Source organism: Neptunomonas marina (assembly GCF_004005935.1).
GTDB lineage: Bacteria > Pseudomonadota > Gammaproteobacteria > Pseudomonadales > Balneatricaceae > Neptunomonas > Neptunomonas marina.
In genome coordinates, this window is the sequence record NZ_SACQ01000001.1 from 900684 (window position 1) to 923542 (window position 22859).

The 22859-nt window shown below is 49.0% G+C and carries 27 protein-coding genes; 18 read left to right on the forward strand and 9 right to left on the reverse strand.

The window, feature by feature from the left end:
- Window positions 1-33: 33 nt before the first annotated feature.
- Window positions 34-1476, forward strand: coding sequence for a MocR-like pyridoxine biosynthesis transcription factor PdxR (gene pdxR, locus EOE65_RS04280; protein ID WP_164847009.1), 1443 nt, complete (start codon window positions 34-36; stop codon window positions 1474-1476).
- On the opposite strand, the gene EOE65_RS04285 is transcribed toward pdxR, so the two are convergent.
- On the reverse strand, window positions 1445-2359 hold the full coding sequence (locus EOE65_RS04285) for a patatin-like phospholipase family protein (protein WP_127693049.1): 915 nt from the start codon (window positions 2357-2359) through the stop codon (window positions 1445-1447). The genes pdxR and EOE65_RS04285 overlap by 32 nt on opposite strands.
- A 171-nt stretch (window positions 2360-2530) precedes the next feature.
- Between EOE65_RS04285 and EOE65_RS04290 the strand changes: the two genes are divergently transcribed.
- The 8 genes from EOE65_RS04290 (at window position 2531) to EOE65_RS04325 (ending at window position 10144) form a co-directional block, all read left to right on the forward strand.
- Window positions 2531-3250, forward strand: a complete 720-nt coding sequence (locus EOE65_RS04290; RefSeq protein WP_127693050.1) for a UTRA domain-containing protein — start codon at window positions 2531-2533, stop codon at window positions 3248-3250.
- Between the two features lie 131 nt (window positions 3251-3381).
- Window positions 3382-4407, forward strand: a complete 1026-nt coding sequence (locus tag EOE65_RS04295) for a putative 2-aminoethylphosphonate ABC transporter substrate-binding protein (RefSeq protein WP_127693051.1) — start codon at window positions 3382-3384, stop codon at window positions 4405-4407.
- Window positions 4408-4486: 79 nt separating this feature from the next.
- Entirely contained in the window at window positions 4487-5566 is a 1080-nt protein-coding gene (locus tag EOE65_RS04300; protein ID WP_127693052.1) for a putative 2-aminoethylphosphonate ABC transporter ATP-binding protein, read from the forward strand.
- On the forward strand, window positions 5563-7272 hold the full coding sequence (locus tag EOE65_RS04305; RefSeq protein WP_127693053.1) for a putative 2-aminoethylphosphonate ABC transporter permease subunit: 1710 nt from the start codon (window positions 5563-5565) through the stop codon (window positions 7270-7272). The genes EOE65_RS04300 and EOE65_RS04305 overlap by 4 nt, the downstream gene beginning before the upstream one ends.
- Before the next feature lie 143 nt (window positions 7273-7415).
- On the forward strand, window positions 7416-8534 hold the full coding sequence (locus EOE65_RS04310; protein WP_127693054.1) for a 2-aminoethylphosphonate--pyruvate transaminase: 1119 nt from the start codon (window positions 7416-7418) through the stop codon (window positions 8532-8534).
- Between the two features lie 18 nt (window positions 8535-8552).
- On the forward strand, window positions 8553-9383 hold the full coding sequence (gene phnX / locus EOE65_RS04315; RefSeq protein ID WP_127693055.1) for a phosphonoacetaldehyde hydrolase: 831 nt from the start codon (window positions 8553-8555) through the stop codon (window positions 9381-9383).
- A 215-nt stretch (window positions 9384-9598) separates the two neighbouring features.
- Complete coding sequence (locus EOE65_RS04320) at window positions 9599-9904, forward strand: ribbon-helix-helix domain-containing protein (RefSeq protein ID WP_127693056.1); 306 nt, start codon at window positions 9599-9601, stop codon at window positions 9902-9904.
- Between the two features lie 99 nt (window positions 9905-10003).
- Window positions 10004-10144, forward strand: coding sequence for a VOC family protein (locus EOE65_RS04325; RefSeq protein ID WP_206052603.1), 141 nt, complete (start codon window positions 10004-10006; stop codon window positions 10142-10144).
- A 302-nt stretch (window positions 10145-10446) separates the two neighbouring features.
- On the opposite strand, the gene EOE65_RS04335 is transcribed toward EOE65_RS04325, so the two are convergent.
- The 5 genes from EOE65_RS04335 to EOE65_RS04355 all read right to left on the reverse strand — a co-directional run bounded on the left by EOE65_RS04335 (window position 10447) and on the right by EOE65_RS04355 (window position 12783).
- Window positions 10447-10986, reverse strand: a complete 540-nt coding sequence (locus EOE65_RS04335) for a cold shock domain-containing protein (RefSeq protein WP_127693058.1) — start codon at window positions 10984-10986, stop codon at window positions 10447-10449.
- Window positions 10987-11079: 93 nt separating this feature from the next.
- Window positions 11080-11565 carry an RDD family protein gene (locus EOE65_RS04340; protein WP_127693059.1) on the reverse strand — a complete coding sequence of 162 codons (486 nt, stop codon included), beginning with the start codon at window positions 11563-11565 and terminating at the stop codon, window positions 11080-11082.
- Window positions 11566-11678: 113 nt separating this feature from the next.
- Window positions 11679-11858, reverse strand: a complete 180-nt coding sequence (locus EOE65_RS04345) for a hypothetical protein (protein ID WP_127693060.1) — start codon at window positions 11856-11858, stop codon at window positions 11679-11681.
- A complete protein-coding gene (locus EOE65_RS04350) occupies window positions 11858-12046 on the reverse strand; it encodes a hypothetical protein (protein ID WP_127693061.1) in 189 nt (62 codons plus the stop codon). The genes EOE65_RS04345 and EOE65_RS04350 overlap by 1 nt, the downstream gene beginning before the upstream one ends.
- A gap of 140 nt (window positions 12047-12186) precedes the next feature.
- A complete protein-coding gene (locus EOE65_RS04355) occupies window positions 12187-12783 on the reverse strand; it encodes a hypothetical protein (RefSeq protein WP_127693062.1) in 597 nt (198 codons plus the stop codon).
- A gap of 514 nt (window positions 12784-13297) precedes the next feature.
- Here EOE65_RS04355 and aptA point away from each other — a divergent pair.
- The 5 genes from aptA (at window position 13298) to EOE65_RS04380 (ending at window position 18453) form a co-directional block, all read left to right on the forward strand.
- A complete protein-coding gene (gene aptA / locus EOE65_RS04360; protein WP_127693063.1) occupies window positions 13298-14644 on the forward strand; it encodes an omega-aminotransferase AptA in 1347 nt (448 codons plus the stop codon).
- Window positions 14645-14695: 51 nt separating this feature from the next.
- Window positions 14696-16186: a CoA-acylating methylmalonate-semialdehyde dehydrogenase gene (locus EOE65_RS04365; protein ID WP_127693064.1), complete on the forward strand. Its 1491-nt coding sequence runs from the start codon at window positions 14696-14698 to the stop codon at window positions 16184-16186.
- 180 nt (window positions 16187-16366) lie between these two features.
- Window positions 16367-17059 (forward strand): hypothetical protein, encoded by a 693-nt coding sequence (locus EOE65_RS04370; RefSeq protein ID WP_127693065.1) that lies wholly within the window; start codon window positions 16367-16369, stop codon window positions 17057-17059.
- 26 nt (window positions 17060-17085) lie between these two features.
- A complete protein-coding gene (locus EOE65_RS04375) occupies window positions 17086-17907 on the forward strand; it encodes a 2-keto-4-pentenoate hydratase (protein WP_127693066.1) in 822 nt (273 codons plus the stop codon).
- 57 nt (window positions 17908-17964) lie between these two features.
- Window positions 17965-18453 (forward strand): DUF2569 family protein, encoded by a 489-nt coding sequence (locus EOE65_RS04380; protein ID WP_127693067.1) that lies wholly within the window; start codon window positions 17965-17967, stop codon window positions 18451-18453.
- An 81-nt stretch (window positions 18454-18534) separates the two neighbouring features.
- On the opposite strand, the gene EOE65_RS04385 is transcribed toward EOE65_RS04380, so the two are convergent.
- Window positions 18535-19212 (reverse strand): DUF1826 domain-containing protein, encoded by a 678-nt coding sequence (locus tag EOE65_RS04385; protein WP_127693068.1) that lies wholly within the window; start codon window positions 19210-19212, stop codon window positions 18535-18537.
- A 137-nt stretch (window positions 19213-19349) separates the two neighbouring features.
- On the opposite strand from EOE65_RS04385, the gene hisI reads away from it, so the two are divergent.
- The 4 genes from hisI (at window position 19350) to EOE65_RS04405 (ending at window position 21711) form a co-directional block, all read left to right on the forward strand.
- On the forward strand, window positions 19350-19772 hold the full coding sequence (gene hisI / locus EOE65_RS04390; protein ID WP_127693069.1) for a phosphoribosyl-AMP cyclohydrolase: 423 nt from the start codon (window positions 19350-19352) through the stop codon (window positions 19770-19772).
- A 190-nt stretch (window positions 19773-19962) separates the two neighbouring features.
- Window positions 19963-20883, forward strand: a complete 921-nt coding sequence (locus tag EOE65_RS04395) for a sensor domain-containing diguanylate cyclase (RefSeq protein WP_164847010.1) — start codon at window positions 19963-19965, stop codon at window positions 20881-20883.
- Between the two features lie 67 nt (window positions 20884-20950).
- Window positions 20951-21244, forward strand: coding sequence for a hypothetical protein (locus EOE65_RS04400; RefSeq protein ID WP_206052604.1), 294 nt, complete (start codon window positions 20951-20953; stop codon window positions 21242-21244).
- Entirely contained in the window at window positions 21244-21711 is a 468-nt protein-coding gene (locus EOE65_RS04405; protein ID WP_127693071.1) for a GNAT family N-acetyltransferase, read from the forward strand. The genes EOE65_RS04400 and EOE65_RS04405 overlap by 1 nt, the downstream gene beginning before the upstream one ends.
- A gap of 49 nt (window positions 21712-21760) precedes the next feature.
- On the opposite strand, the gene EOE65_RS04410 is transcribed toward EOE65_RS04405, so the two are convergent.
- Complete coding sequence (locus EOE65_RS04410; protein ID WP_127693072.1) at window positions 21761-22114, reverse strand: hypothetical protein; 354 nt, start codon at window positions 22112-22114, stop codon at window positions 21761-21763.
- A gap of 94 nt (window positions 22115-22208) precedes the next feature.
- The gene (locus EOE65_RS04415) at window positions 22209-22682 is read right to left on the reverse strand and encodes a MarR family winged helix-turn-helix transcriptional regulator (RefSeq protein WP_127693073.1); all 474 of its coding nucleotides are present in this window, start codon (window positions 22680-22682) and stop codon (window positions 22209-22211) included.
- Window positions 22683-22859: the final 177 nt, after the last annotated feature.

Sequence of the window (22859 nt, forward strand, 5' to 3'; positions counted from 1 at the left end):
TTAAAATAAGAACCACTTTGCGAGATCAACGCCGTGCTGTTCCAACCCTTGCTGTCGAAAACCTCTGATTCACGTACCCCAAAATATGAGCAGCTCTACGAGTTGCTGCGCGAGGCCATTTTAGATGGCCGCATCTCAGCAGGCGATAAACTACCCGCGACTCGGGATCTGAGCCAGCAGTTGGGTATTGGGCGTAACGCGGTGATTACCGCATTTGAGATGCTGGTGGCCGAGGGTTTTTTGGAAACACGCCATGGAGCAGGTACGTTCGTGGCTCACCTTGAAGGGTTAATTCCGGTGTTGCGCCGGGGCGAAACCAGCACGACAGTGGTGAAAACTAATAGCCTTTCCGATGCGATGGGGCGTATTGATGCTTTTGCCGCAGCACAAAGTGATCACCGTAGCGGCACCATCATGTTGCCAGCCAACCCTCCCACAGCGCTTTTTCCTCACAAAGCGTGGCAGCGCTGTACGCAACAGGCAGCACGTCAACACGACTATGATCGTGCCGATTTAATGGGTGATCAGTTGTTGCGTCAGGAGCTTGCAGATTACCTATCATTGACACGGGGCATTCGCTGCAGCGCGGAGCAGATCATGCTGACCTCAGGTTCGTTGCATGGTATCGCAATGGCGTTGCAGGTTTTGGTGAATCCGCGGGAGCGCGTTTTACTCGAAGATCGGGGCTATCCGGGCATCGATGGTGCCCTAACTGGCATCGGCGCATCGCCGCAGATTATGCCTTGTGATGACCATGGCGTGCTCACCGATCATCTGGCAGCTTACACAGCCCGTGTCATGGTGATAACACCAAGCCGTTGTTTTCCTATGGGTGGCACGCTATCGCTGGAGCGGCGTATTGCATTGCTAGACTGGCTATATCAGGCTGATCGCTGGCTAATTGAGGATGACTACGATAGCGAGTTTATCTTTTCAGGCCACAGCATTGCCGCGCTTCAGAGCATGGATCGCTCTGGGCGTGTGATCTATACCGGTACTTTTAGCCGAACACTGTTTCCAAGCATTCGAACGGGCTATCTGGTGCTACCCGAAGCGTTGGTTGAGGTGTTCAATACCTATCGGCGCTACACCGAAGGCGGCATGCCAACACTACAGCAACACGCAATGGGGTTATTTATGCAGCAGGGCCATTATGCACGCCATTTGCGCCGAATGCGTAAACACTATCAAACGAAAAAGGCCCAACTATTGAGCTTTATGGCGCAGCACTTCCCCAACTTGAAGCCCCTTGAAACCACGGGGGGGATGCATCTGGTGTTTCGTTTGGAAGGCGATGACATTGCAATCGCTGCGGGGCTGAACCGTGCGGGAATTGGTGCACGGGCGTTATCAAGCTACGAGCGCGCGCCGTTGGCAGATAAAGGTATCATTCTTGGTTATGCAGCACTTGAAGATGAGCATCTGGTGCGGTTACAGCATGCGCTTAACGGGTGCTTGGCGCAAACGACGAGCTAGGGGAGCTAGCTGTTTGCTGGCGGGCAACCTTTAACGGCACGATGCGCTTGGCCGTGTCATAGCCTGCTTTGAACAGTGCATTTTTCTGCTCGGGCGTAATATTGAACTCAACAGGTGAGATACTGCCGGTGTGAACCACGATGGTTTGCTGCCAAAAGGTTTCGCTAATGTACTCCTGAGACATCGTTGTCATAAAGGTGCGTATGAGTAGGCTAAGGTGCGATACCAACGGAATGAGTGGCGGTTTTGCGTCTCGGGGCGCGTGCTGAACACAGCTGAGGCGAAACACTAATACCGGCGTGCCATTGCCTGCCCAGTCTCGTTGCAGTGCTTCCTCAGATAAGATACTGCCATCCACTAAGAGCTGCTGTTTGTACTCCTTAAAGCTAAACAGCAGCGGAATCGACATTGAGAAGCGCACCGCTAACGATACTTTCATATCAGGCGAGTTCGCCCGGTTAAAGACCACTGGCTTACTGGCGCGTAGATCAGTTGCCACCACATGAAAATCACCGGATAGCTGGGAAAAGGTTTTGCCATCCAGCTTTTCATCGAGCCACTGTTCAAAAAGATCCCCAGAAGATAGCCCACCCGTGCGTAACAAGCGGAAAAAACCTTGGCCTAAGAATTGGCGAAAGTCGGTCTCTTCGGCAATAACGCGCAACTGCTCTAGTGAGTAACCCGCACAAAAGAGCGCGCCCACCACGGAGCCACCCGATACTCCCACCAGCGCTGGAAAACGGTAATCGAGCTCTTCGAGTGCGCTCAAAATACCAATATGGGCTGACAAACGGCTGCCGCCACCGGCAAGCACGGGCACGACACTAGGGTGGTTATGAGGGTGGTTGGCGGGCGTATCAACACGAAAGACGGAATCTGACACAAGCGGCCTCCAGCAATGGGACTGGCTACATATGTTTAAATTATAGCCAAAGTTATTCGCAAGCTCAGCTTATACCAAAGAGTGTCATATGAACGTCACACAAAGTGGCTAGTTTATGGTGCCTCGTTTACTATTAATCAAATACTTACCAGCAACGATTCTGACCGCTTCATGACCTCTGCGACTGCCTCTGCCACTCACATCATGCGCTGCTTACGAGATGAAATCCGTAACGGGCATTTACAACCCGAAGACAAGTTAGGCTCTGAGCGTATTCTTAGCGAGCGCTTTTCGACATCTCGGGTGACCATTCGTGAAGCTCTGAAAAAGTTAGAGTCTGAGGGCGTGGTGTATCGCTCTAATCGCCGTGGCTGGTTTGTTACCTCGCCACGCGTTAAGTATGACCCAAGTTGTCCGGGCTTCTTTATGGACTATGTGGCGGAGCAGGGCTTTATACCTTTTAGCCGCCTGTTATCGAGCGAACTTGTCCCTGCAGATAGCTACCTCAGTGAGCTATTCGAGATACCCGAAGGCAGCGATGTGGCCTGCATTGAGCGGGTGCGTGGAGCCGACAACCGAGCCGTCTATGTTGAGCGTATCTTCTTAAACCGTGACCTCCTTCCCGAGATTGAGCAACACGACTTAACCCTATCGGTGAGTAAAGTTGTGAAAGGGGAGTATGGCCAAGAGTATGCTGCGAGCGATTTAGACATTCGCGCCGCGACGCTATCTTCCCAACAGGCGGCCACGTTAAGCGCACCGGCTAACTTCACCTGCTTGAATATCCGACGCATCGTGCGTAATGCACAAGGGCGTGTTTTTGAAGTGGATTTTGAAGCGTGGCGCCATGATACCGTTGAGTTAAGTTTATCCGTGATTGACACACCTTAGTGCGCGGCAGCGATCGATTCGTTTTATCGCTGCAAACAATGTTTCGCAAATCTGTCACATCTTTGTAAAAAACTGGCGCTAATCTTTTTCCTCATCTGGTCTATACCAGTTAACCATTGAGGATATGAGAGATGACTAACAAAGCGACGTTCACCAAACTGGCACTGGCGACTTTGATGTCGGCAACTGCTTTGTCTGCCCATGCAGGTTCTGAGTTAACCGTTTACACAGCGTTGGAAGCGGAAGATCTAAAGCGTTACGCCGCAGCGTTTAACAAGAAGCACCCTGATATCAAAATCAACTGGGTTCGCGACTCTACAGGTATCGTGACCGCAAAACTGTTGGCTGAAAAAGAAAACCCACAAGCTGACGCTGTTTGGGGTTTGGCAGCGACCTCTTTGCTGGTGCTGAAAGGCGAGCAGATGCTTCAGCCTTACAAGCCAGCAGGTGTCGAAAAACTGTCTAAGAAATTCTACGACCAAGATGCAACACCGTCTTGGGTCGGTATGGACGCATGGATGGCTGCGGTTTGTTTCAACACCGTTGAAGCGAAAAAGCACAACCTGCCTAAGCCTACGTCTTGGGAAGATCTAACGAAGCCGGTTTACCAAGGCCATATTGTAATGCCTAACCCTAACTCATCAGGTACGGGTTTCTTAGACGTATCCTCATGGTTGCAAATGTTCGGTGAAGAAAACGGCTGGCAATATATGGACCGTCTGCACAATAACATTGCACGTTACACGCACTCCGGTTCCAAGCCTTGTAAATTGGCGGCGGCTGGTGAAGCGCCCATCGGTATCTCGTTCGCATTCCGTGGTGCGAAGCTGAAGAAAAAAGGTGCGCCGTTAGATCTTGTCTTCCCTAAAGAGGGCCTAGGCTGGGATATGGAAGCCAGCGCAATTGTTAAAGGCACAGACAATCTGGATGCGGCTAAGAAGCTGATGGATTTCTCTATCTCTGAAGAAGCCAACCGCCTGTACAACAAAGGTTACGCCGTTGTTGCGATGCCGGGTATCGCTAAGCCAGTGCAGTACTTCCCAGAGAATGCTGCTGAGCTGATGATCGACAACAACTTCGAGTGGGCTGCGAGCAACCGCACCGAGATCTTGAAGCAGTGGCAAACGCGTTACGACAGCAAGTCTGACCCGAAATAGATACTGGGCTTTTTGATGTAAAGCCCTCGTCATGAGGGCTTTCTAGTATCTAACAGATTCAGGTAACGGGAAGGTCACGATGAGCTATCTATCGATTCAAAACTTAAAAAAACACTTTGGTGAATTTACCGCACTGCAGGATATCTCTCTTGATATAAAAGAGGGTGAGTTTGTCTGCTTTCTAGGCCCTTCAGGCTGCGGTAAAACCACACTACTACGCGCCATTGCAGGTCTTGATCAGCAAAGTGAAGGCAGCATCCACCAAGCAGGACGGGATATCTCTCAACTGCCGCCTGATCAGCGTGACTTTGGCATCGTCTTCCAGTCTTACGCCTTGTTCCCCAACCTAACCGTTGCTGACAACATCGCGTATGGCCTAAAAAACAGCAGCGATGCAAAAGTACGCCAGCGTGATGCGATCACCCAGCGTGTGGATGAGCTCCTTGAGCTGATCGGCTTAGCGGGTGCTAACCATAAATACCCATCTCAGCTGTCCGGTGGACAGCAGCAGCGTGTTGCTTTGGCGCGTGCTATCGCCACGAAGCCGGGTTTATTGTTGTTGGATGAACCCTTATCAGCGTTGGATGCCCGCGTGCGTGTCCATCTGCGCCGCGAGATTAAAGAACTACAGCGTACTCTTGGTATCACCACCATCATGGTGACGCATGACCAAGAAGAAGCGCTCACCATGGCCGATAAGATCGTGGTTATGAACAACGGTGTCATTGAGCAAGTGGGCACCCCAGAAGAGATCTATGCCGCGCCTGCGTCGGCGTTTGTTGCCTCGTTTGTGGGCACTATGAACTTTCTCAACAGCTTTGTTTCCGACACCAACCGTGTGCAAGTGGACGAAACCTACCTAAGCTGTGATGCCTGCGGTGATATGGAGCAGGACACTCAAGTTAGCGTGGCGATCCGCCCTGAAGATATCCGTGTGCGTTTTAATGGCGATGCAACCAACACGCTACGCGCATCAGTCAGAGGCTTTGAGTACTTAGGTGCGTTTGCTCGCGCAGAGCTTGATGTGGATGGTATCCATCAGCCGATCGTTGCCGATTTCTCGATGAACGATGTACGCGATCACAACATCTGCTGTGGTGCTCAAATGCACCTAGACATCCCTAAACATCGTTTGCATGTATTCCGAGAAGCATCATGAGTAGCCGTTCTATCGCGATGAATGCTGTGGGTGGCGCATCGCGCCGTTTCTTGCACAAGGATCAGTGGGTACAAGCGGCAGGGTTGCTGATAGCGGCAGCTTTTCTGCTGGTGGCAATGGTGTTACCGCTCTACGCGATTCTATCGAAGAGTGTGCAGAACAAAGCGGGTGATTTCGTGGGGCTTGAAAACTTCATCGCCTACGCCAGTTCGCCGTCTTTGTTTGATTCAGTGCTTAATTCACTGTTTATCGCCTCACTGACTACAGTCATCGTTATCACTCTTGCGCTGCTTGCCGCTTATGCGCTCACCCGCAGCTGTATGCCGTTTAAAGGTGTGATTCGCTTACTGATGATGGGGCCGATCTTTGCACCATCGCTACTACCGGCGATCTCGCTGGTGTATCTGTTCGGCAACCAAGGCTTTCTAAAGAGCTGGCTCTTCGGTGAAAGTATCTATGGCCCGATCGGTATCGTGATTAGCCTCTCATTTTGGTGCTTCCCCCATGCGTTGATGATCTTGATCACCGCGTTGAGCAATACGGATGCACGCCTCTATGAGTCAGCAAAAGCGTTGCGCACCTCGGGCTGGCGGACCTTTTTTACGGTGACGTTACCATCGATCAAGTATGGCCTGATTAGCGCCTCATTCGTGGTATTTACCTTGGTTATCACCGATTTTGGTGCCCCCAAAGTGATTGGCGGCCAGTACGATGTGTTGGCAACTGATATCTATAAACAGGTTATTGGCCAGCAGAACTTCCAGATGGGTGCGGTGGTATCAGTCATCTTGTTGCTACCTGCGATGCTGGCATTTGCCGCGGATCGTTGGGTGCAAAAAAAGCAGGTCGCGCTTGTTACATCACGTGCGCAGCCTTATCGTGCTGAGCCGAATCGGCGCAAAGATGTGTCGATGCTAGCGCTTTGCTTGCCGATTATCGCGATTGTTATCGGCGTCCTTGGCACAGCAGTTTATGCATCATTCGTGACATTTTGGCCCTACAACCTGTCGTTATCGTTGAATAACTACCAGTTCGACTTGATGGACGGCGGCGGCTGGGATGCCTACTTCAACTCGATTGAGATGGCGTTTTACACTGCACTGTTTGGCTCGTTCTTGATCTTTACCAACGCGTATCTGGTTGAGAAAGTGCAAGGGATGCGTGCACTGCGTGGTTTGGTGCACCTATTTGCGATGATACCGCTGGCGGTACCTGGGCTTGTGCTGGGTTTGGCTTACATCTTCTTCTTTAATGCGCCCAATAACCCACTCAATAGTCTATATGGCACGATGGGCATCTTGGTGATCTGCACGATCGCGCACTACTATACGGTCTGTCATTTAACGTCGATTACTGCACTAAAGCAGATCGATAAAGAGTTTGAGGCGGTATCGGCATCGTTGAAAGTGCCGTTCTACCAAACATTCTTGCGGGTAACACTACCACTTTGTTTACCGGCGCTGTTAGAGGTTGGGATCTATCTATTTGTTAATGCGGTAAACACAGTATCAGCGGTCGTGTTTCTGTACTCAGCTAACACAACGCTGGCATCGGTTTCGATCCTAAATATGGACGACGCCGGTGATATTGCCCCCGCCGCAGCGATGGGCGTATTGCTGATGCTAACGTGCATGGGCGTGAAATTATTGCACTGGTTACTATCACGTCAATTGATCAACAACACGCAAGCGTGGCGTAAAGCGTAATTTAAAAGAGGATCCGGTCAGTCCAAGGCTGAGCGGATTTTTAATACGCAATTTGGCTGGTATATACCAGATTTTGAGATGCTAATTAAACAATGTGCGTAGCAGAACGTTACCGCACAAAAATGACAAAAGCAGAGAGAGTTATGAAGCAATCACAACCTTATTTGTTAACACCAGGACCGTTAACAACGTCCGATGCCACCAAAGAAGCGATGTTGGCGGACTGGGGCTCGTGGGATCAGGACTTTAATGCGATCACGCGTGATGTATGTGAGCGTCTGTTAGCGATGGCCAACGCCAGCGACACGCACGTTTGCGTACCGATGCAGGGCAGCGGTTCTTTCTCGGTTGAAGCGACGCTGGGCACGCTGGTGCCAAAAGATGGCAAAGTGCTAGTACTGATCAACGGTGCTTACGGTAAACGTATCGCGCAGAGCCTTGAGTATATAGGCCGCGACTATGCGGTTATCGACAAAGGCGATTACGAGCCACCACGTGGCGATGAAGTCCGCTTGGCCCTTGCTGAAGACCCCGCTATCACCCACGTTGCGGTGGTCTATTGCGAAACAAGCTCTGGCATCTTAAACCCCATCGACGAGATTGCAGCGGTGGTGGCAGAGGCGGGCAAACGCTTGCTGATCGACGCCATGAGTGCCTTTGGTGCACTGCCGGTTGATGCGAAAACCCTACCGTTTGAAGCGGTCATTTCGGCGGCGAACAAGTGTATCGAAGGCGTACCGGGTTTTGGCTACGCGATCGTACGCCGTGACTCCCTGGAACAGTGTAAAGGCCGTGCCCACTCCCTGTGTCTCGATCTTTACGAACAGTGGAGGTATATGGAAGCGACTGGCCAGTGGCGCTTCACGCCGCCAACGCATGTGATCGTTGCGTTCCAGCAAGCGCTGAACGAGCACGCCCAAGAGGGTGGCTGCGAAGGGCGCTTGGCGCGTTACACCCGCAACCGTGACCAAATGGTAAACGGTATGCGCGCAATGGGTTTTGCCACCTTGCTCGAAGATCAATGGCTATCACCCATTATCACCACTTTTATGAGCCCAACGGACCCAGCGTTTGAGTTCAAGACGTTTTACAACCTTCTCAAAGAGAAAGGTTTAATTATCTACCCGGGCAAGCTAACTGAAGCAGAAAGCTTCCGGGTTGGATGTATCGGCCAGCTCTATGAGCCGCAGATCAATGCGTTACTGGAAGCGGTAGCACAAACGCTAGCGCAGATGAATATCACCCTAAAAGCAGTAGCTTAAGAAAAGTAGGACCCGACAATGACTTACCTCTACAAACGTGTATATGCAGGCCCCGTTCAAGCAGTTGTTTTTGACTGGGCGGGTACAACCGTCGATTTTGGCTCATTGGCGCCAATCAAAGGTTTCTGCCAGTTGTTTGAGCAGTTTGGTGTACCGATTACCGCAGAAGAAGCCCGTGCGCCAATGGGCGCTGAAAAGCGCGAACATATCCAAGCGCTGTTGGATATGCCGCGTGTACGTGAGGCATGGATTGCACACCACGGTAGCGAAGCGGATGATGCCAAAGTAGATGAGCTTTACGATGCGTTTGTCAACGTACAGGTTGCTTGTATTGCTGAGTGTGCGCAGTTAATCCCGGGCGTGAAAGAGACGTTCGACTACCTAACAGATAAAGGTATCAAGGTGGGTGCCAACACAGGCTACAGCCAAGAGATGATTGTTGATCTGCGCAGTATTGCTGCAGAGCAAGGTTACAAGCCAAGCTCGGTGGTGTGCGCAACAGACGTTCAAAAAGCTCGCCCATTCCCACACATGACGTTGAAGAACATCATGGAGTTGGAAGTGGGCGCGGTACAGTCTGTGATCAAGGTTGACGATACGCTTACGGGTATCGAAGAGGGCCTAAACGCAGGCTGCTGGACCGTTGGTGTTATCGATAGCGGCAACGAAGTGGGTATGGATCTAGCGAGCTGGGAAGCACTACCTGAAGCGCAAAAAGACGCTAAGCGTGCTGCTGCGCAGCAGAAATTCCATGCCAGCGGAGCACACTATGTCATCAACACGGTAGCGGACCTACCAGAGGTTGTTGAAGACATCGAAGCGCGCCTAGCGGTAGGTGAACAGCCTTAAGCTTCAGCGGCACTGAGCTTGGCTTAAAGCGTAGGCCAAGCTCAGTTTCTGTGCGTTACACTAATATGCTCTCTTCAAATATCTACCGTTGCTTTGCTTCGGTTTATGCCTTCAACTGGCTGTCGTTTACTTTATAAATTAACCATTGTGCACTTACTTATGCGCTGTCATTCCTGTTAACCTTGGCGCTAAGAACCCATACTAAGAGAGCAGCCATGTGCCATATCTTTGCAGGGCAAAACCCTGAAAACTATAAGTTTATCTCCCGCTCCATTCGTTTAGCAGGGCACTCGACCAGCGTGAAACTGGAAGCAAAATTCTGGGAGATACTCGACGCGGTGGCGGCAGAGCAAGAGATGACAACGCCACAGTTTCTATCCCGCATCTATGATGAAGCGCTAGATATCAATGGCGATGTACCCAATTTTGCCTCGTTGCTGCGCTGTGCGTGTGCACTCTATCTTGAACAACCCAGCGAAGTGATGGAAACCGTGCGTGAACAACTAGCGGCAACAGGTTAACCGTGTTATCACTTTTTTGCGTGTAGTACTCCAGTACCACCTCAGCCGTTTCTAAAGAATTATTCTTAGCCTCATCAAACAGATGAGGTTAATTCTTTAATGGCAAAAGCAATTCACTCAATGATTCGGGTTTACGACCTAGATCGTTCCATTTCGTTTTACAAAGAAGCCCTAGATCTGGACGTTGCCGAGCGTTTCGACTTCGATGGTTTTACCCTCGTGTACCTGCGCAACAGCTAACGAGGCGATAATCATTTTTCGCATGTAATATCCTTATTTTTTACTGGCATTACTAAGAGTAAATCGGGGTTTCAGATAATAAGTGCAACACTCATGGTTGAACGGTGATAGGTAGTCAACTGCTGCTCGACATAAACCACAAAGATGTTCGACACTTTGCCAAACCTATAGCAATCCTCTGTTTCCCAGAAATCATCCATCATGATCTCATTGAACAAGTCGTAAAACAGGTTGTACCCAAGACTGAGGAACAACCCTTCGGATTTATTAAGCCATACTTACATGGCGATTACAGCCACTTGTTAGAACCTAGAATCGTTTTCGCATGGAATGCCATCGCCATCTCCATCCATCTTAGGATTGGGGCAGTTTCTTAAAAAGAACTCTGCTTCTGCTCGTGATGTCATTTGACTACAATGCTGTCTTCCATCGCAGCTAAATTTAGGAGCAGTTGGTGTTTGAACTGGAGCTGATTTATTCTGGTCTACCAATACAGGGCTCACACTAAATTCTTTAGTATTTATAAATTGGTTATAACCAAAAAAACTTATAACTAATAATATTATAATCACCAATGCTGAGCTGAGTATGCCTCCGCTTTTCTTCCTGTGATTAGCTTTTTTTGATTTATTACTAGTAGGTCTTTGTACCTTTATAGCTCGGCTTTTTCCTTTACTATCAATTTGAACGTCAAAGGAGATAAGCTCACCAACTTTTGGGCGAGCTTCATCTTGAGGGAAAGCTGATATATGTACAAATATTTCCTCTTCATGCTGAGGAGATTCAATGAATCCAAAACCTCGATCATCGTTCCATTTTTTCAAGCTTCCATGTTTTTTCATCGTTACTTCTTACTTGTTTATTTAGTTTGGTGTTACTCATAACGCTTACAGCAGTTGAGCGCATTGCGCGTCAACTGCCTGTTTTTTGTTAGGTTACTTGCCTTCAAAGGCAACTTCTTGTGGGTTGTTGTCTTTAGGGCTAATGACAACAGTACCGGCAAGCTTGTCATGCCATCCTTGTTTTTTCTTGTCCCATGCAACCCAAAATATGCCAAGACCTAGAGGAATAGTTGCAATGATGTACCCCAGATAGCGGATTACATATTGCAGGAGAGTTGGCTTATCTCCTGTTTTCGCGTCAACAATTCGTGCAGAGACGGCCATCTTTCCTGGTGTCGCTTGGCGATAAGCCCAAAATGTAATGACAGCAACTAATGGGAAAACCCAGCTAATAATAAAATCGGCAAAGCCAGCAATGAGATCCCCTCCATCGAAGTAGTTCCAGCCATAAATAGCAATCAGAATAGGATAAGTGATGACAACTAAAATAATTGTGTCAATTAGACAAGCACCAACACGTGGCCAAAATCCGGTGTATTTATTTACATCGCCTATTGTTGCGGGTACGTCACTGTTCATGTTCACTCCTTGATTTTATTAATGGAAACCTAACGCCTTTCTAAGCGGATAAAAACAGTTGGCAATAACCGCGAAGCGATGGACAACTGTTTTAATTCCGTTTAAGCAACTTGTTAGTTTTTGGTGTCAATTGCAGGCCAATCTTTATGCGCTAAATAAAGTAACGCTACAAAGTTAGCAACAGGAATTAAGAACAAAATACCCATTGCTCCTTTAAAACCCGCTCTTGAAAATACACGCCAACCAGCAAAAGCAATTAATGCCCAGATGGAAACAATAATAATATAAGCCATTATAATTCCTCCTTGAATGTAGGCCATTTTGCAAAAGCCAAATACAAAAGAAATGAAAGATTTAAAGCTGGAATCCAAAAAACGAATTTAGGTGTATCTTTAAAGCCTGCTTTAGAATAAATTTTTTCTATCGCATGACCACTTGCAAACCAAATTGCTAATGCAATTATTACTTCTACTACTACCACACAACTCTCCTTGACTGATTGGTGGTGAAAAAAAACTAACGCCCAAATAAGGAGCACAAACATGGCGGCTATAATGGAGCGAAGCGACACAGTCGCCATATTTGTGTCCCAGCAAGCTTGCGAGCGACTTAATTTATTTGTTATAAGCCGGTGTAACCTTTCATTTGTAACTGCAAAGATGACAAGTGATCTGAAATTAATTTTGCAGCTTTGTATGAAGTATCTTGCTCATTAACAAACTTGAAAAACCTTCTAAGAAAATCGATGCAACCGTCCGCTGAAAGATAATTTAGATCTTTAGCATACTTACCTAGTTGAGTACTTTGGTTGTGAACCCACCTTTTTCTAACTCTATTCAAATCATTTAGCTGGCTATAAAGTTTAGTTTCTTCGACATTTTTAATGCCCCAAAACTCTTGTGCAAGAGACAAGAATTGTTTCACCGGGCTTTGCTTAGACCACACATCAGCCTTGGGTTTAGACTTTTTACCATGATAGTAATCAAAGTAAAAAGCTTCTATTATCATTGCCGTAAAAACTTGGGAAATAATTGCTTGATTCTTTGCGGTCAAATTATCCTGAACTAGGCACTCATCCTCAGGTATCTTCCCATATTTTTCGTACAATTGGTTCACAGTGTTACAGTGGAATACGAATTGTTCAGTTACGACTGCAAGTAAATCGGCTATTCCACTAGCACGAACTTGAGTGAGTTTTCCTTCAATTTCTTCAATCATATCTTTGAGGCTTATAACAGTGTGATTATGATGCCACGCCGGCATCATAATAATTATTTAAATGAATTCATCTTATCTGTATTTTCTTTATTGCTTTTTATGTAAGTAATTGAACTCATTGCCTTTCTAAATTGCACTTTCAGTTAGAGCGGCCAACCTGCCGTTTTGCTTGCTGAAAATAGTGCCAAGTAGCGGTTGTTGTAGTTGTACATATCAACGTCCCTTTATGTGGTTGCATCCTTTCCCTTTTACGCCAGTGGCGCGTGCTAGCAACAGTATCTACTTATATAGAGTTTTGATCAAGATGCGGCGCGTTTTAGGGGCTTTGGCTTATGTGTGTTGCGGGGCTTTTTGGGCTGCACGCCTGTTAAGGTAGAGCAGGGGGGAAATGCTAGATTGGAAAGTTAAGTAAATGCTTAACTTAAATTCAGTAATTTGAAATTTATAGAATTCAATAACGCACCATAATGGATCTAAAGGTTACGACTAAGACAGATTCATCATAGGTGGCTTTATGAACAATAAAAACGAACAACTTGCCGCGTTGGGCCTCTCTCAAGAGCAGCTTGATGCCTTCTGGATGCCATTTACCGGCAACCGTGACTTTAAACAAAACCCTCGCTTTATTACTGGCGCCGATGGCAACTACTACACTGATGTCGATGGCCGCAAAATTTTTGATGGTTTAGCAGGCCTCTGGACATGTGGCGCAGGCCACAACCGCCCCGAGATTGCAGAGGCGGTCAGCAAACAGATCAGAGAGCTAGACTATTCGCCGGCTTTCCAGTTTGGCCACCCAAAAGCTTTTGAGCTGGCACACCGTATTACCGAATTTACGCCAGTCGGTCTAAACCGTGTGTTCTTTACAGGTTCCGGCTCTGAATCGGTCGAAACGGCGCTCAAAATTGCCCGTGCTTATTGGCGTAAGCGTGGCCAAGGCACGAAAACACGTTTAATTGGCCGCTCTAAGGGTTACCACGGCGTCAACTTTGGCGGTATCAGCGTGGGGGGGATCGGCCCTAACCGTGCGCTTTATGGCCAAGGGCTAGATGCCATTCACCTGCCGCACACCATGTTGCCAGAAAACACCTTTGTTAAAGGGATGCCAACCCACGGTGCCACACAGGCGGATGAGCTAGAACATCTTATTGCGGTGCATGATGCCTCGAATATCGCCGCTGTGATTGTTGAACCGATGGCAGGCTCTGCCGGTGTTATTCCACCGCCACAGGGGTATCTCAAGCGCCTACGCGAGCTGTGCGATAAGCACAATATCCTGCTGATCTTTGATGAGGTGATCACCGCCTTTGGCCGTATGGGCAGTAAAACAGGCGCTGAGGCTTTTGGTGTGACGCCAGACCTGATGACCATTGCTAAACAGCTCACCAACGGCGCTGTGCCAATGGGTGCAGTGGTTGCAAAGCAGGATATCTACGATACCTTCATGGCCGAAGGTGGCCCAGAATATATGCTTGAGCTACCGCATGGTTATACCTATTCGGCACATCCGGTGGCGTGTGCAGCGGGCTTAGCGGCGCTGGATATCTTAGAGAAAGATAACCTTATTGAGCGGGTTAACGGTTTAGCGCCGCAGTTGGAAGAGATGCTGCACGGCCTTAAAGGTACGAAATACGTTGCGGATATTCGTAACTACGGCCTAGCTGGCGCACTGACGATTGAGGCTGCACCGGGCGAGCCAGCGCTGCGTCCTTACCAGATCGCCATGAAGTGTTGGGAGAAGGGCTTCTATGTGCGCTATGGCGGTGACACCATCCAGCTCGGTATGCCGTTCACATCAGAAATTGACGAGATCGACCGTCTGATCAACGCACTGGGCGACTCGATCAACGAACTCGACTAAGCAGTAACGCCCCGTTTTAGCGGGGCCACAATAAAAATTTGAGGAAAAGCTATGACAATCATTGGTCACATGATCGGCGGTAAGAACGTCGAAGATGCTGCACGCACACAAGACGTGTTCAACCCATCTACGGGCGAAGCAACGAAGCAGGTTGCACTTGCAAGCGTTGAAACCGTAGAAGAAGCCATTGCTGCAGCACAGGCGGCGTACCCAGCATGGCGCGAAACGCCGCCAGCAAAGCGCGCGCAGGTGATGTTCCGCTTTAAAGCGTTGCTAGAGCAAAACGCCGATAAAATCTGTGAAATGATCGGTGAAGAGCATGGCAAGATCCATCACGATGCGATGGGTGAGCTGATCCGCGGTATCGAAAACGTCGAATACGCTTGTGGTGCTCCTGAGCTGCTAAAAGGCGAGCACAGCCGCAACGTAGGCCCAGGTATCGATTCTTGGAGCGAGTTCCAACCGTTGGGTGTTGTTGCAGGCATTACGCCGTTTAACTTCCCAGCAATGGTGCCATTGTGGATGTACCCTATGGCGATTGCGTGCGGTAACACCTTCGTGTTGAAGCCTTCTGAGCGTGATCCAACATCCACGATGTTTATCGCACAATTGCTGCAAGAAGCGGGCTTGCCAGATGGCGTAATGAACGTTGTGAACGGCGATAAAACCGCAGTTGATGTGCTGCTGACTGACGAACGAGTTAAAGCGGTAAGCTTTGTTGGTTCAACACCGATTGCTGAATATATCTACCAAACCGCTAATGCCAACGGCAAACGTTGCCAAGCACTGGGTGGTGCAAAGAATCACGCGATTGTGATGCCAGATGCGGATATGGACAACGCGGTTAACCAACTGCTGGGTGCGGCATTTGGCTCATCCGGTGAGCGTTGCATGGCGCTATCTGTTGCCGTAGCTGTAGGTGATCAAGCGGCTGAAACGTTGGTATCAAAACTGAAAGAGGCGATGAAGCCGCTTAAAGTGGGTGCATTCTCTGATAAGAGCAACGATTTTGGCCCGGTGATTACCCGCGCGCACCAAGAGAAGGTGGTGGGTTACATCAACAGCGCTGAAGCGGATGGCGCCGAGGTGGTGGTTGATGGCCGCGCGCCTCAGGTAGAAGGCTACGACAACGGTTTCTTCGTGGGCGCAACCTTAATTGATCGTGTTACTGCGCAGATGAACAGCTACCAAGAAGAGATCTTTGGCCCCGTTTTGCAGGTGGTTCGTGCAGAAAGCATGGAAGAGGCGATGCAGCTGATCAATGATCACGAGTATGGCAATGGTACTTGTATCTTCACCCGCGATGGCGAAGCAGCACGCTACTTCTCTGATCATATCCAAGTAGGCATGGTGGGTATCAACGTACCGCTGCCAGTGCCGGTTTCTTACCACAGCTTCGGTGGTTGGAAGCGCTCTTTATTTGGTGATCTGCACGCTTACGGCCCTGACTCGGTACGTTTCTACACCAAGCGTAAAACGATTACACAACGCTGGCCATCCAGTGGCGTGCGTGAGGGCGTATCGTTCTCTTTCCCTAGCTAAGTTTTTCTTATCTCCGTTAGTGATCTTCAAGGGGCACTCTCTACTCCCCCGACACTAAACTTTTTGGCAGGCTTACTTCGGTAACGCCTGCTTTTTTTTGGAATTTTTCCCCCGATATGGGAGTCTTAAGCGCGCCTTTTAAAATGGCATGGTTAGCGGCCCAGTCTTGGTAGGGGATTTATGGATAAAGATCAGTTTTTTGAACGGGTGTGGCGCTTTAACGCCATTATGATTGCGCTGGCAGGAGTGCTGGCGATTGGGTTGATGGTGTTTGGCGCGTATCAGGTTTACGGTGAGCTCACTCGGGATCGCACTGTGCATCAGATTGTCAATGTGGAGGCTCTCAAGGCGGAGCAGTGGCATCTTGAACATGCCTCCCACATTGCTGGCAGCGATTATCTGGTCATGCCGCTGGTGTCTGATCAAAAACGGGACGAGTCTTATTACAGTAAGAGCGCAAAGGCCGCACGTAACTATCTTTTTGTGGATGCTACAAGCGAAGCGCAGCATTGGTTGCTGCCTCATAACCGCTCGCTGTTTGTTAGCCGAGAAACCCTTAGCCACGACGATTACATCAACCCGCCCGAGCCGGTTATCGCTCAGCTGTATCAGGTGGTTAACGCAGATTCCAATAAGGATAAACGCCTCACCGCATCTGATATCAAAACGCTGGCCCTGTCGCGCCCCGATGGCACCGGTTATGTGGAGGTGATTCCAGCCATGAACGAGTTGTTAGGCAAAAAGCTAACAAACGGCAACCAACTCTTTGTGCTTTATCGTTACAAAGGCGTTGGGTATCGAGCGTTGTTTGATCTCAACGCGTTCAAGCAGATCAGCCAAACGCAACTGCCCAGCAGCACCGGCCAGCCCTAATAGATTATCAAAGGATAGTACGCCCTATGGAATCGCAAACGCTTAGCGCCATTGCCGCACAAATTATGGCGGCACAGGATTCTGCTCAATCTCTTGAGCCATTTAGCCACCGCTTTGATACGTTAACGCTAGATGCGGCATACCATGTTGCAGCGCTGGTTAATACGCAGCGGATTGCGCAAGGTTGGCAACCTGTCGGGCGCAAGATCGGCTTTACCAATCATCAGCTTTGGGAGCACTTTGGCGTGCACCAGCCCATTTGGGCTCCGGTCTATGCGCACAACGTGCACTATGCGCAAGACGATAAAATGACCTGTGCGCTGAATGGCTTTTGTGAACCGCGCATCGAGCCGGAGATCATCTTTCACTTCGCTAAAACACCCCCTCAGAATCCAACCTTAGCGCAGTTGATTGCCTCGATAGACTGGTGTGCATTTGGCTATGAGATTGTGCAGTCTCATTATCCGAACTGGCAGTTTACCGCAGCGGATACGATCATCGATGCAGGCCTTCATGCAGCGCTGCTGGTGGGCCAGCCTATCCCGCTAGAGGGGTTAAAGGGCGATATTGCGCAGGTGCTGGCGAATTGCTCCGTTGAGCTGTATTGCAACCATGAGCTAAAAGACCAAGGCAGCGGCGCTAACGTGCTAGGCGGCCCACTCAAGGCGCTACAGCATTTGGTGGCACTGCTAGCGACAGAGCACCCAACCGCTCCGATTCGTGCAGGTGAGGTGGTCACAACCGGCACACTCACCGCTGTTTTTCCGGTGGCAGCAGGGCAGCGTTGGCATGTGATTATGCCGGGCTTTGAACTACCCTTGTTGGAGGTTCAGTTTACGAACACGTGAACCGCAGGCAGGACGCCTGCTCAGGAAGAGCTAAATAGTTAACAAAAGGAGTTGTATATGGTGATTCGTAATGATCTTAAAGGGATTAGAGGTTGGCTGATTTTGCTGGCATTGAATGTGATGGTGTTGCCGGTCGCCTTTGGCCTTCAGATTACAGGCACTCTTTTGCCTCTTTTAATGGATGGGACGTTTGCTTATTTGGCAAACCCGAACAGTGAAGGTTACTTTCCAGAAGCGGCTATGGTGATCATCGCCGAGATCTCTATAATCGCAGCCTTGGTGCTCGGATCATTGTATGTCTGCTATCTGTTCTTTGCGCACCATTATAAATTCCCCATCTACTTTATCGCTTTTTTGCTCGCGGCTATCGCGCTATTAATCGGTGATTGTTATCTGGCCCATTGGGCTTTCCCTGAGGACCCTCTCTATGACAACGAAACTCAAGCGCAGCTGATAAAGTCTTTCATCTCTTTACCGACCTATATGATCTACCTAAGCGTTTCAAAGCGGGTAAAAGCGACCTTTGTCGAGGGGCGGCCCTCTTAGCGAGAGGGCGTTAGCGGTTATTTATTCAAGGGCGATAGTGGTGTATCTCCCTTGAACCCGCTCTGCTGAGTTACAGGGGCATCACGCAAAATCCAGCGTTACAACCATGCGGCTTTCACCCACACCGACAGCAGGGGAGCGGTGCACGGCTCCGCGTCCGTCGTTATCAAACCATCCATCACCTTTTAGCAGCACCACATCGCCTGCGTTAACCTGTTCTACTGTTGCACCGCGTTGTATTAAACCTGACTCGGTATCACTTAAACCTGCGTTGCCTTTACCGAGTTTTGAGCGGTCGATAACCGAGTCACTCAGCCACTCTGTACCGGCACCCACATAGGTCGATACTAAACGGCAGCCTAACTTGTCGGTGTGAAAGCGCGGACACATTGCACGGTCGAGTACCTGAACACGGGTACCCACCTCTTCAAGATCGAATAGACACGCGTACATCTCTAATAGCAGCGTTAAATCCTCTACAAAGGCATCGCGGTGGGGAAGATCAGGCAGGGCGGTAGCAAGTGTTTTCGCAACGCCTGCCAGCGGAATAGCGCGGCGCAGGTTAAAGCTTGGCCGCTCTGCCATAAGGCTTTCGCAATAGCGAGTGACGCTGTGGGCTAGGTTTCGCTCGAAGATAACTAAGTTGACCGATGCCTGAAAAATAGCGGGCAGTGTTTCGGCAGTGGAGCCACGCGCAACATGAATAGGGTTAGCTGGGATGTTGGCTTGGGTAGAACTCGTTTGCAGCGATGCGTTCATTAGGCTCACCTGTTCCTATCTTAATGATATGTTATAGTGTAACAAAAAAAGAGCTGCCAGTATTACCTCTGGTTGCTTTCTTACCTCCTCACATGAGCGTTTCGCTTTGCACTTTTTGCTTTGTACTAAGGTTAATCATGAGCCGTTCTTACTTTTCGAATATCGAGCACGCAGCACACAATACGACATTTCCTTTAACGGATGTTATCGAGCAGCTGAACTTCAATGAACAGGGTTTAATTCCGGTAATCGCGCAAGACTATGCGACAAAAAACGTGCTGATGCAGGCGTGGATGAACCGTGAAGCATTAGAGAAAACCCTAGCGTGCGGGCGCATGGTGTATTGGTCGCGCAGCCGCCAGTGTTTTTGGGAAAAGGGCGCGACCAGCGGTCATACTCAGGCGCTCATCGATATGGCTTTTGATTGCGATGGCGATGTCATCTTGTGCCAAGTGGAACAGATTGGCGCAGCTTGCCACACGGGGCGGCCTGCCTGTTTTTATCTCAAGGTTGACGCTGCTCTGAAGCAAGTTCGAATAGAGGGCGATGCATCGGCATGAGGTGCAATTGGTATAGGAGCAAACCAACCAGTCAGCCTTCGATTATTCGTTGCTTTAACTCGTTTTACGCCTGAATTTCGTCTAACCTTAAGCTGACCTAAAGGTTAGATATTAAGGGTTGCTATCAGTACTTATGGCACCCAGCGTATCCCTTTGCATTATTTTGTCTTTTGCATTTCAAGGAATAACGATGGCGGTAAAGCGGTCTATTCGCTCTAATGTGAACTCTGAGCAACTCAGGTTTGCACTAGATCATGTGCAAGCTTATGTGTATATGAAGGATGTAGATTCGCGCTACCTCTATGCTAACAAACACACCCTTGCGCTGTTTGGTTGTACCGAGTCGGAGTTAATCGGCCGAAGCGATCACGCATTTTTCCCGCCGCAAGCGGTCAAAAAACTGCGCGAGATCGACCAAAAAGTACTGGCTGGTGAGTCGACCCAAGAGGAGGTGGTGATTGAGCGTGAAAGCGGCGAGCAAGAGATCTACTGGGAACTGAAATCCCCCATCTACTCTGATGACGATCCAGATGAAGTGATCGGTGTATTGGGTATCTCCACAGATATTACCCACCAAAAGCAGCTAGAAAGCCAGCTCATTGAGGCGGCTTCTCAGGACTTTCTCACTGGCCTTTTGAATCGGCGCCAGCTCCTTAAACACCTCGAAAGCGCGCAACGACGCAGCCAGCTATCCGGTACTCATTGTGCGGTGATCTTTTTAGACCTAGACCGCTTCAAGCAGTTAAATGATCATCTCGGCCATAGCGCAGGAGATGCTTATCTGGTTGAGGTTGGCCGGCGTATCAGTGCACAAGTTCGCGAATTAGATTGTGTGGCTCGGATAGGCGGCGATGAGTTTGTCGTATTATTAGAAGGCTTGAGCCGGGATCTTGAAGAAGCTCGTAACAGTGCAGAGACTATCGCGCAAAAAGTTATCGAGGCTTTAGATCAACCGTTTGCAGATATTGAGCCGAACTATACGCTTTCTGCCAGTGCGGGTTGTGCGTTGTTCGTCGGAATGCAAAAGAGCACCGATGAGATACTCACTGAGGCCGATGAGTACATGTACCAGGATAAGCGTAAGCGCGCAGCAGAGCGGTTCAGTGCTTAGTATCGCCAAGTGGGTTTAGATGTTGGTGAAACTCCTCTAAAGTGGTTGGCCATTTTGCGGAGTTCATATGAAATCGATCAATTACCTTATTCATGTCACAAGGGTGCCTGATGACCTGCTAGCGGTTAAGGACGATCCCTGTGCTGAGCTATATGTAACTTATCAAATATACGAACGTGTTCGCGCGTCTAGCTTACTTTGGCGTGTTTGGATGATCGATGAGTTTGATGGTCACTGGATTGAAGTGAACTTCGTCAATAATGAAGGCGAGGAGGAGTTTCACACGCTTAAGATCGATGCAGACACCTGCCGCTATATCGAAGACGATACCTACTCAGTGCTGGAGGCGCACGATCCATAATGGCTGTACAACTACGTGATGTTGAATTTCCGCGCGACCAACAAGAGCTTGAACGCCTAATCTACGAGTACGTAGATTGGCTGGATATTGATCTCTCTTATCAAAATTTTGCAGCCGAAATGGCGCGCTTGGATGCACTGTTTACTTTGCCAAGCGGTGTGTATCAGTTTGCATTGGTCGATGGAAACATCGCGGGTGGTGTTGGATTTAGGACCATTGATACCCAAACGGCGGAGGTAAAACGCCTTTACGTACGCTCGCCGTTTCAGGGGCTAGGGGTTGGGCGTGTATTGATGGAGCATTTGTTGGAGCGTTTAAAAGCGTTGGGCTATTCGCGTGTTGTATTGGATGCTGTTCCGCCAACACAGCATGCACAAAAGCTCTATCTGCAGATGGGCTTTGTTGAGATCGAGCCTTACTTTGATAACCCCACCCCAGACACAAAATTCTTTGGCTACACACTCTAGTTGGGGCAGAAAAAGGGCACGGTGATAGTGCCCTTATCGGCTAACGGGGTTAGCTAAGCAGCGAGATAATCAGCTCCGAAGGCGTCATATCTTTTTCATCAGCATGGGTGAGCAGTAGCTCAAGCGCTTCGTTGTTGAGATTCAGCGATTTGTTGGCCTTGAGGATACGAGCTTTCTCTAAATGGTGAGTCAGTTCCAGCTTGTAGTCTTCACTCAACCAAGTGTTACACCACTCTCGAAGCTCTTCTTTGTTCGCTGCGACCTGACGCCAGCTTTTTAGCGCCTTTAAGTGGCGTTTAGCGGCTTTGGAGCTGCCAGAGTCAAAAGGAAAATGGTCGTTTTTGTCGAAATGGGATTCAACCCAGTGGACCGTTCTAGCTACATCACTCTTCTTAATCTTCATAGAACACTTCCTTCTCTGTTTGGGTTGCGCGAGCGCATGGTACAAAGAAATGCCAATGCTTGATGTTAAGTTTTTATGAAATCTTGCTAAATATTTAACCTAAATCGTTCAGTTGCTGGGCCTGTTCGGCGATTTTTGCCATGAGCTTGCGCATCAATTGCTGCTCTTCATCGCTCAAAGATGATAATAAAAACGCCTCTCGCGCTAGCACCAAAGGCACGATCTGTTGATATAGATCCCTCCCAGCCGGTGACAGCTGCAATCGCGTGATACGGCGATCTTCGCTGTCCGTCTCTTGTGTCACCAGCCCCGCGGTTTTTAATCCCGCTACCGCACGGCTAACCTGCATCTTTTCAAGGTGGGTGCGCTGGCCGATCTCTTTTGCAGCGAGCTTCTTATGCTCGCCTAATACCGCGAGAACACGCCACTCAAATGGCGCCAGTTGGTAACGGCCTTTGTAAAGTTGCGCTATGGCATCACTAACAATCGCGTTTAACTGCGAGAGCTGATATGGAAAGAAATGGTCGAGATTAAGTGCCTGCGGCGTTTGCTTAATCGATGTGGTCATAAGGCTGCTCGAATGGTCAGAATCAGTGTGATACTAGCTAAAGCACAGGTAAAAATACAATTTCCTGATTGGAATAAGTGCAGGATTATATTTTTATTTTAATTAAATCATTGGGTTAGGCTTATTTCTTGATCTTTGACAATTGTAACAAGTGTTACTAATATGGCCAGACAACAA

Bases quoted from the DNA above. Each gene is read 5' to 3' on its own strand.
- EOE65_RS04290 (WP_127693050.1), top strand. From the start codon at position 2,531: ATGACCTCTGCGACTGCCTCTGCCACTCACATCATGCGCTGCTTACGA.
- EOE65_RS04295 (WP_127693051.1), top strand. From the start codon at position 3,382: ATGACTAACAAAGCGACGTTCACCAAACTGGCACTGGCGACTTTGATG.
- EOE65_RS04300 (WP_127693052.1), top strand. From the start codon at position 4,487: ATGAGCTATCTATCGATTCAAAACTTAAAAAAACACTTTGGTGAATTT.
- EOE65_RS04305 (WP_127693053.1), top strand. From the start codon at position 5,563: ATGAGTAGCCGTTCTATCGCGATGAATGCTGTGGGTGGCGCATCGCGC.
- EOE65_RS04310 (WP_127693054.1), top strand. From the start codon at position 7,416: ATGAAGCAATCACAACCTTATTTGTTAACACCAGGACCGTTAACAACG.
- phnX (WP_127693055.1), top strand. From the start codon at position 8,553: ATGACTTACCTCTACAAACGTGTATATGCAGGCCCCGTTCAAGCAGTT.
- EOE65_RS04320 (WP_127693056.1), top strand. From the start codon at position 9,599: ATGTGCCATATCTTTGCAGGGCAAAACCCTGAAAACTATAAGTTTATC.
- EOE65_RS04325 (WP_206052603.1), top strand. From the start codon at position 10,004: ATGGCAAAAGCAATTCACTCAATGATTCGGGTTTACGACCTAGATCGT.
- EOE65_RS04335 (WP_127693058.1), bottom strand. From the start codon at position 10,986: ATGAAAAAACATGGAAGCTTGAAAAAATGGAACGATGATCGAGGTTTT.
- EOE65_RS04340 (WP_127693059.1), bottom strand. From the start codon at position 11,565: ATGAACAGTGACGTACCCGCAACAATAGGCGATGTAAATAAATACACC.
- EOE65_RS04345 (WP_127693060.1), bottom strand. From the start codon at position 11,858: ATGGCTTATATTATTATTGTTTCCATCTGGGCATTAATTGCTTTTGCT.
- EOE65_RS04355 (WP_127693062.1), bottom strand. From the start codon at position 12,783: ATGATTGAAGAAATTGAAGGAAAACTCACTCAAGTTCGTGCTAGTGGA.
- aptA (WP_127693063.1), top strand. From the start codon at position 13,298: ATGAACAATAAAAACGAACAACTTGCCGCGTTGGGCCTCTCTCAAGAG.
- EOE65_RS04365 (WP_127693064.1), top strand. From the start codon at position 14,696: ATGACAATCATTGGTCACATGATCGGCGGTAAGAACGTCGAAGATGCT.
- EOE65_RS04370 (WP_127693065.1), top strand. From the start codon at position 16,367: ATGGATAAAGATCAGTTTTTTGAACGGGTGTGGCGCTTTAACGCCATT.
- EOE65_RS04375 (WP_127693066.1), top strand. From the start codon at position 17,086: ATGGAATCGCAAACGCTTAGCGCCATTGCCGCACAAATTATGGCGGCA.
- EOE65_RS04380 (WP_127693067.1), top strand. From the start codon at position 17,965: ATGGTGATTCGTAATGATCTTAAAGGGATTAGAGGTTGGCTGATTTTG.
- EOE65_RS04385 (WP_127693068.1), bottom strand. From the start codon at position 19,212: ATGAACGCATCGCTGCAAACGAGTTCTACCCAAGCCAACATCCCAGCT.
- hisI (WP_127693069.1), top strand. From the start codon at position 19,350: ATGAGCCGTTCTTACTTTTCGAATATCGAGCACGCAGCACACAATACG.
- EOE65_RS04395 (WP_164847010.1), top strand. From the start codon at position 19,963: ATGGCGGTAAAGCGGTCTATTCGCTCTAATGTGAACTCTGAGCAACTC.
- EOE65_RS04400 (WP_206052604.1), top strand. From the start codon at position 20,951: ATGAAATCGATCAATTACCTTATTCATGTCACAAGGGTGCCTGATGAC.
- EOE65_RS04405 (WP_127693071.1), top strand. From the start codon at position 21,244: ATGGCTGTACAACTACGTGATGTTGAATTTCCGCGCGACCAACAAGAG.
- EOE65_RS04410 (WP_127693072.1), bottom strand. From the start codon at position 22,114: ATGAAGATTAAGAAGAGTGATGTAGCTAGAACGGTCCACTGGGTTGAA.
- EOE65_RS04415 (WP_127693073.1), bottom strand. From the start codon at position 22,682: ATGACCACATCGATTAAGCAAACGCCGCAGGCACTTAATCTCGACCAT.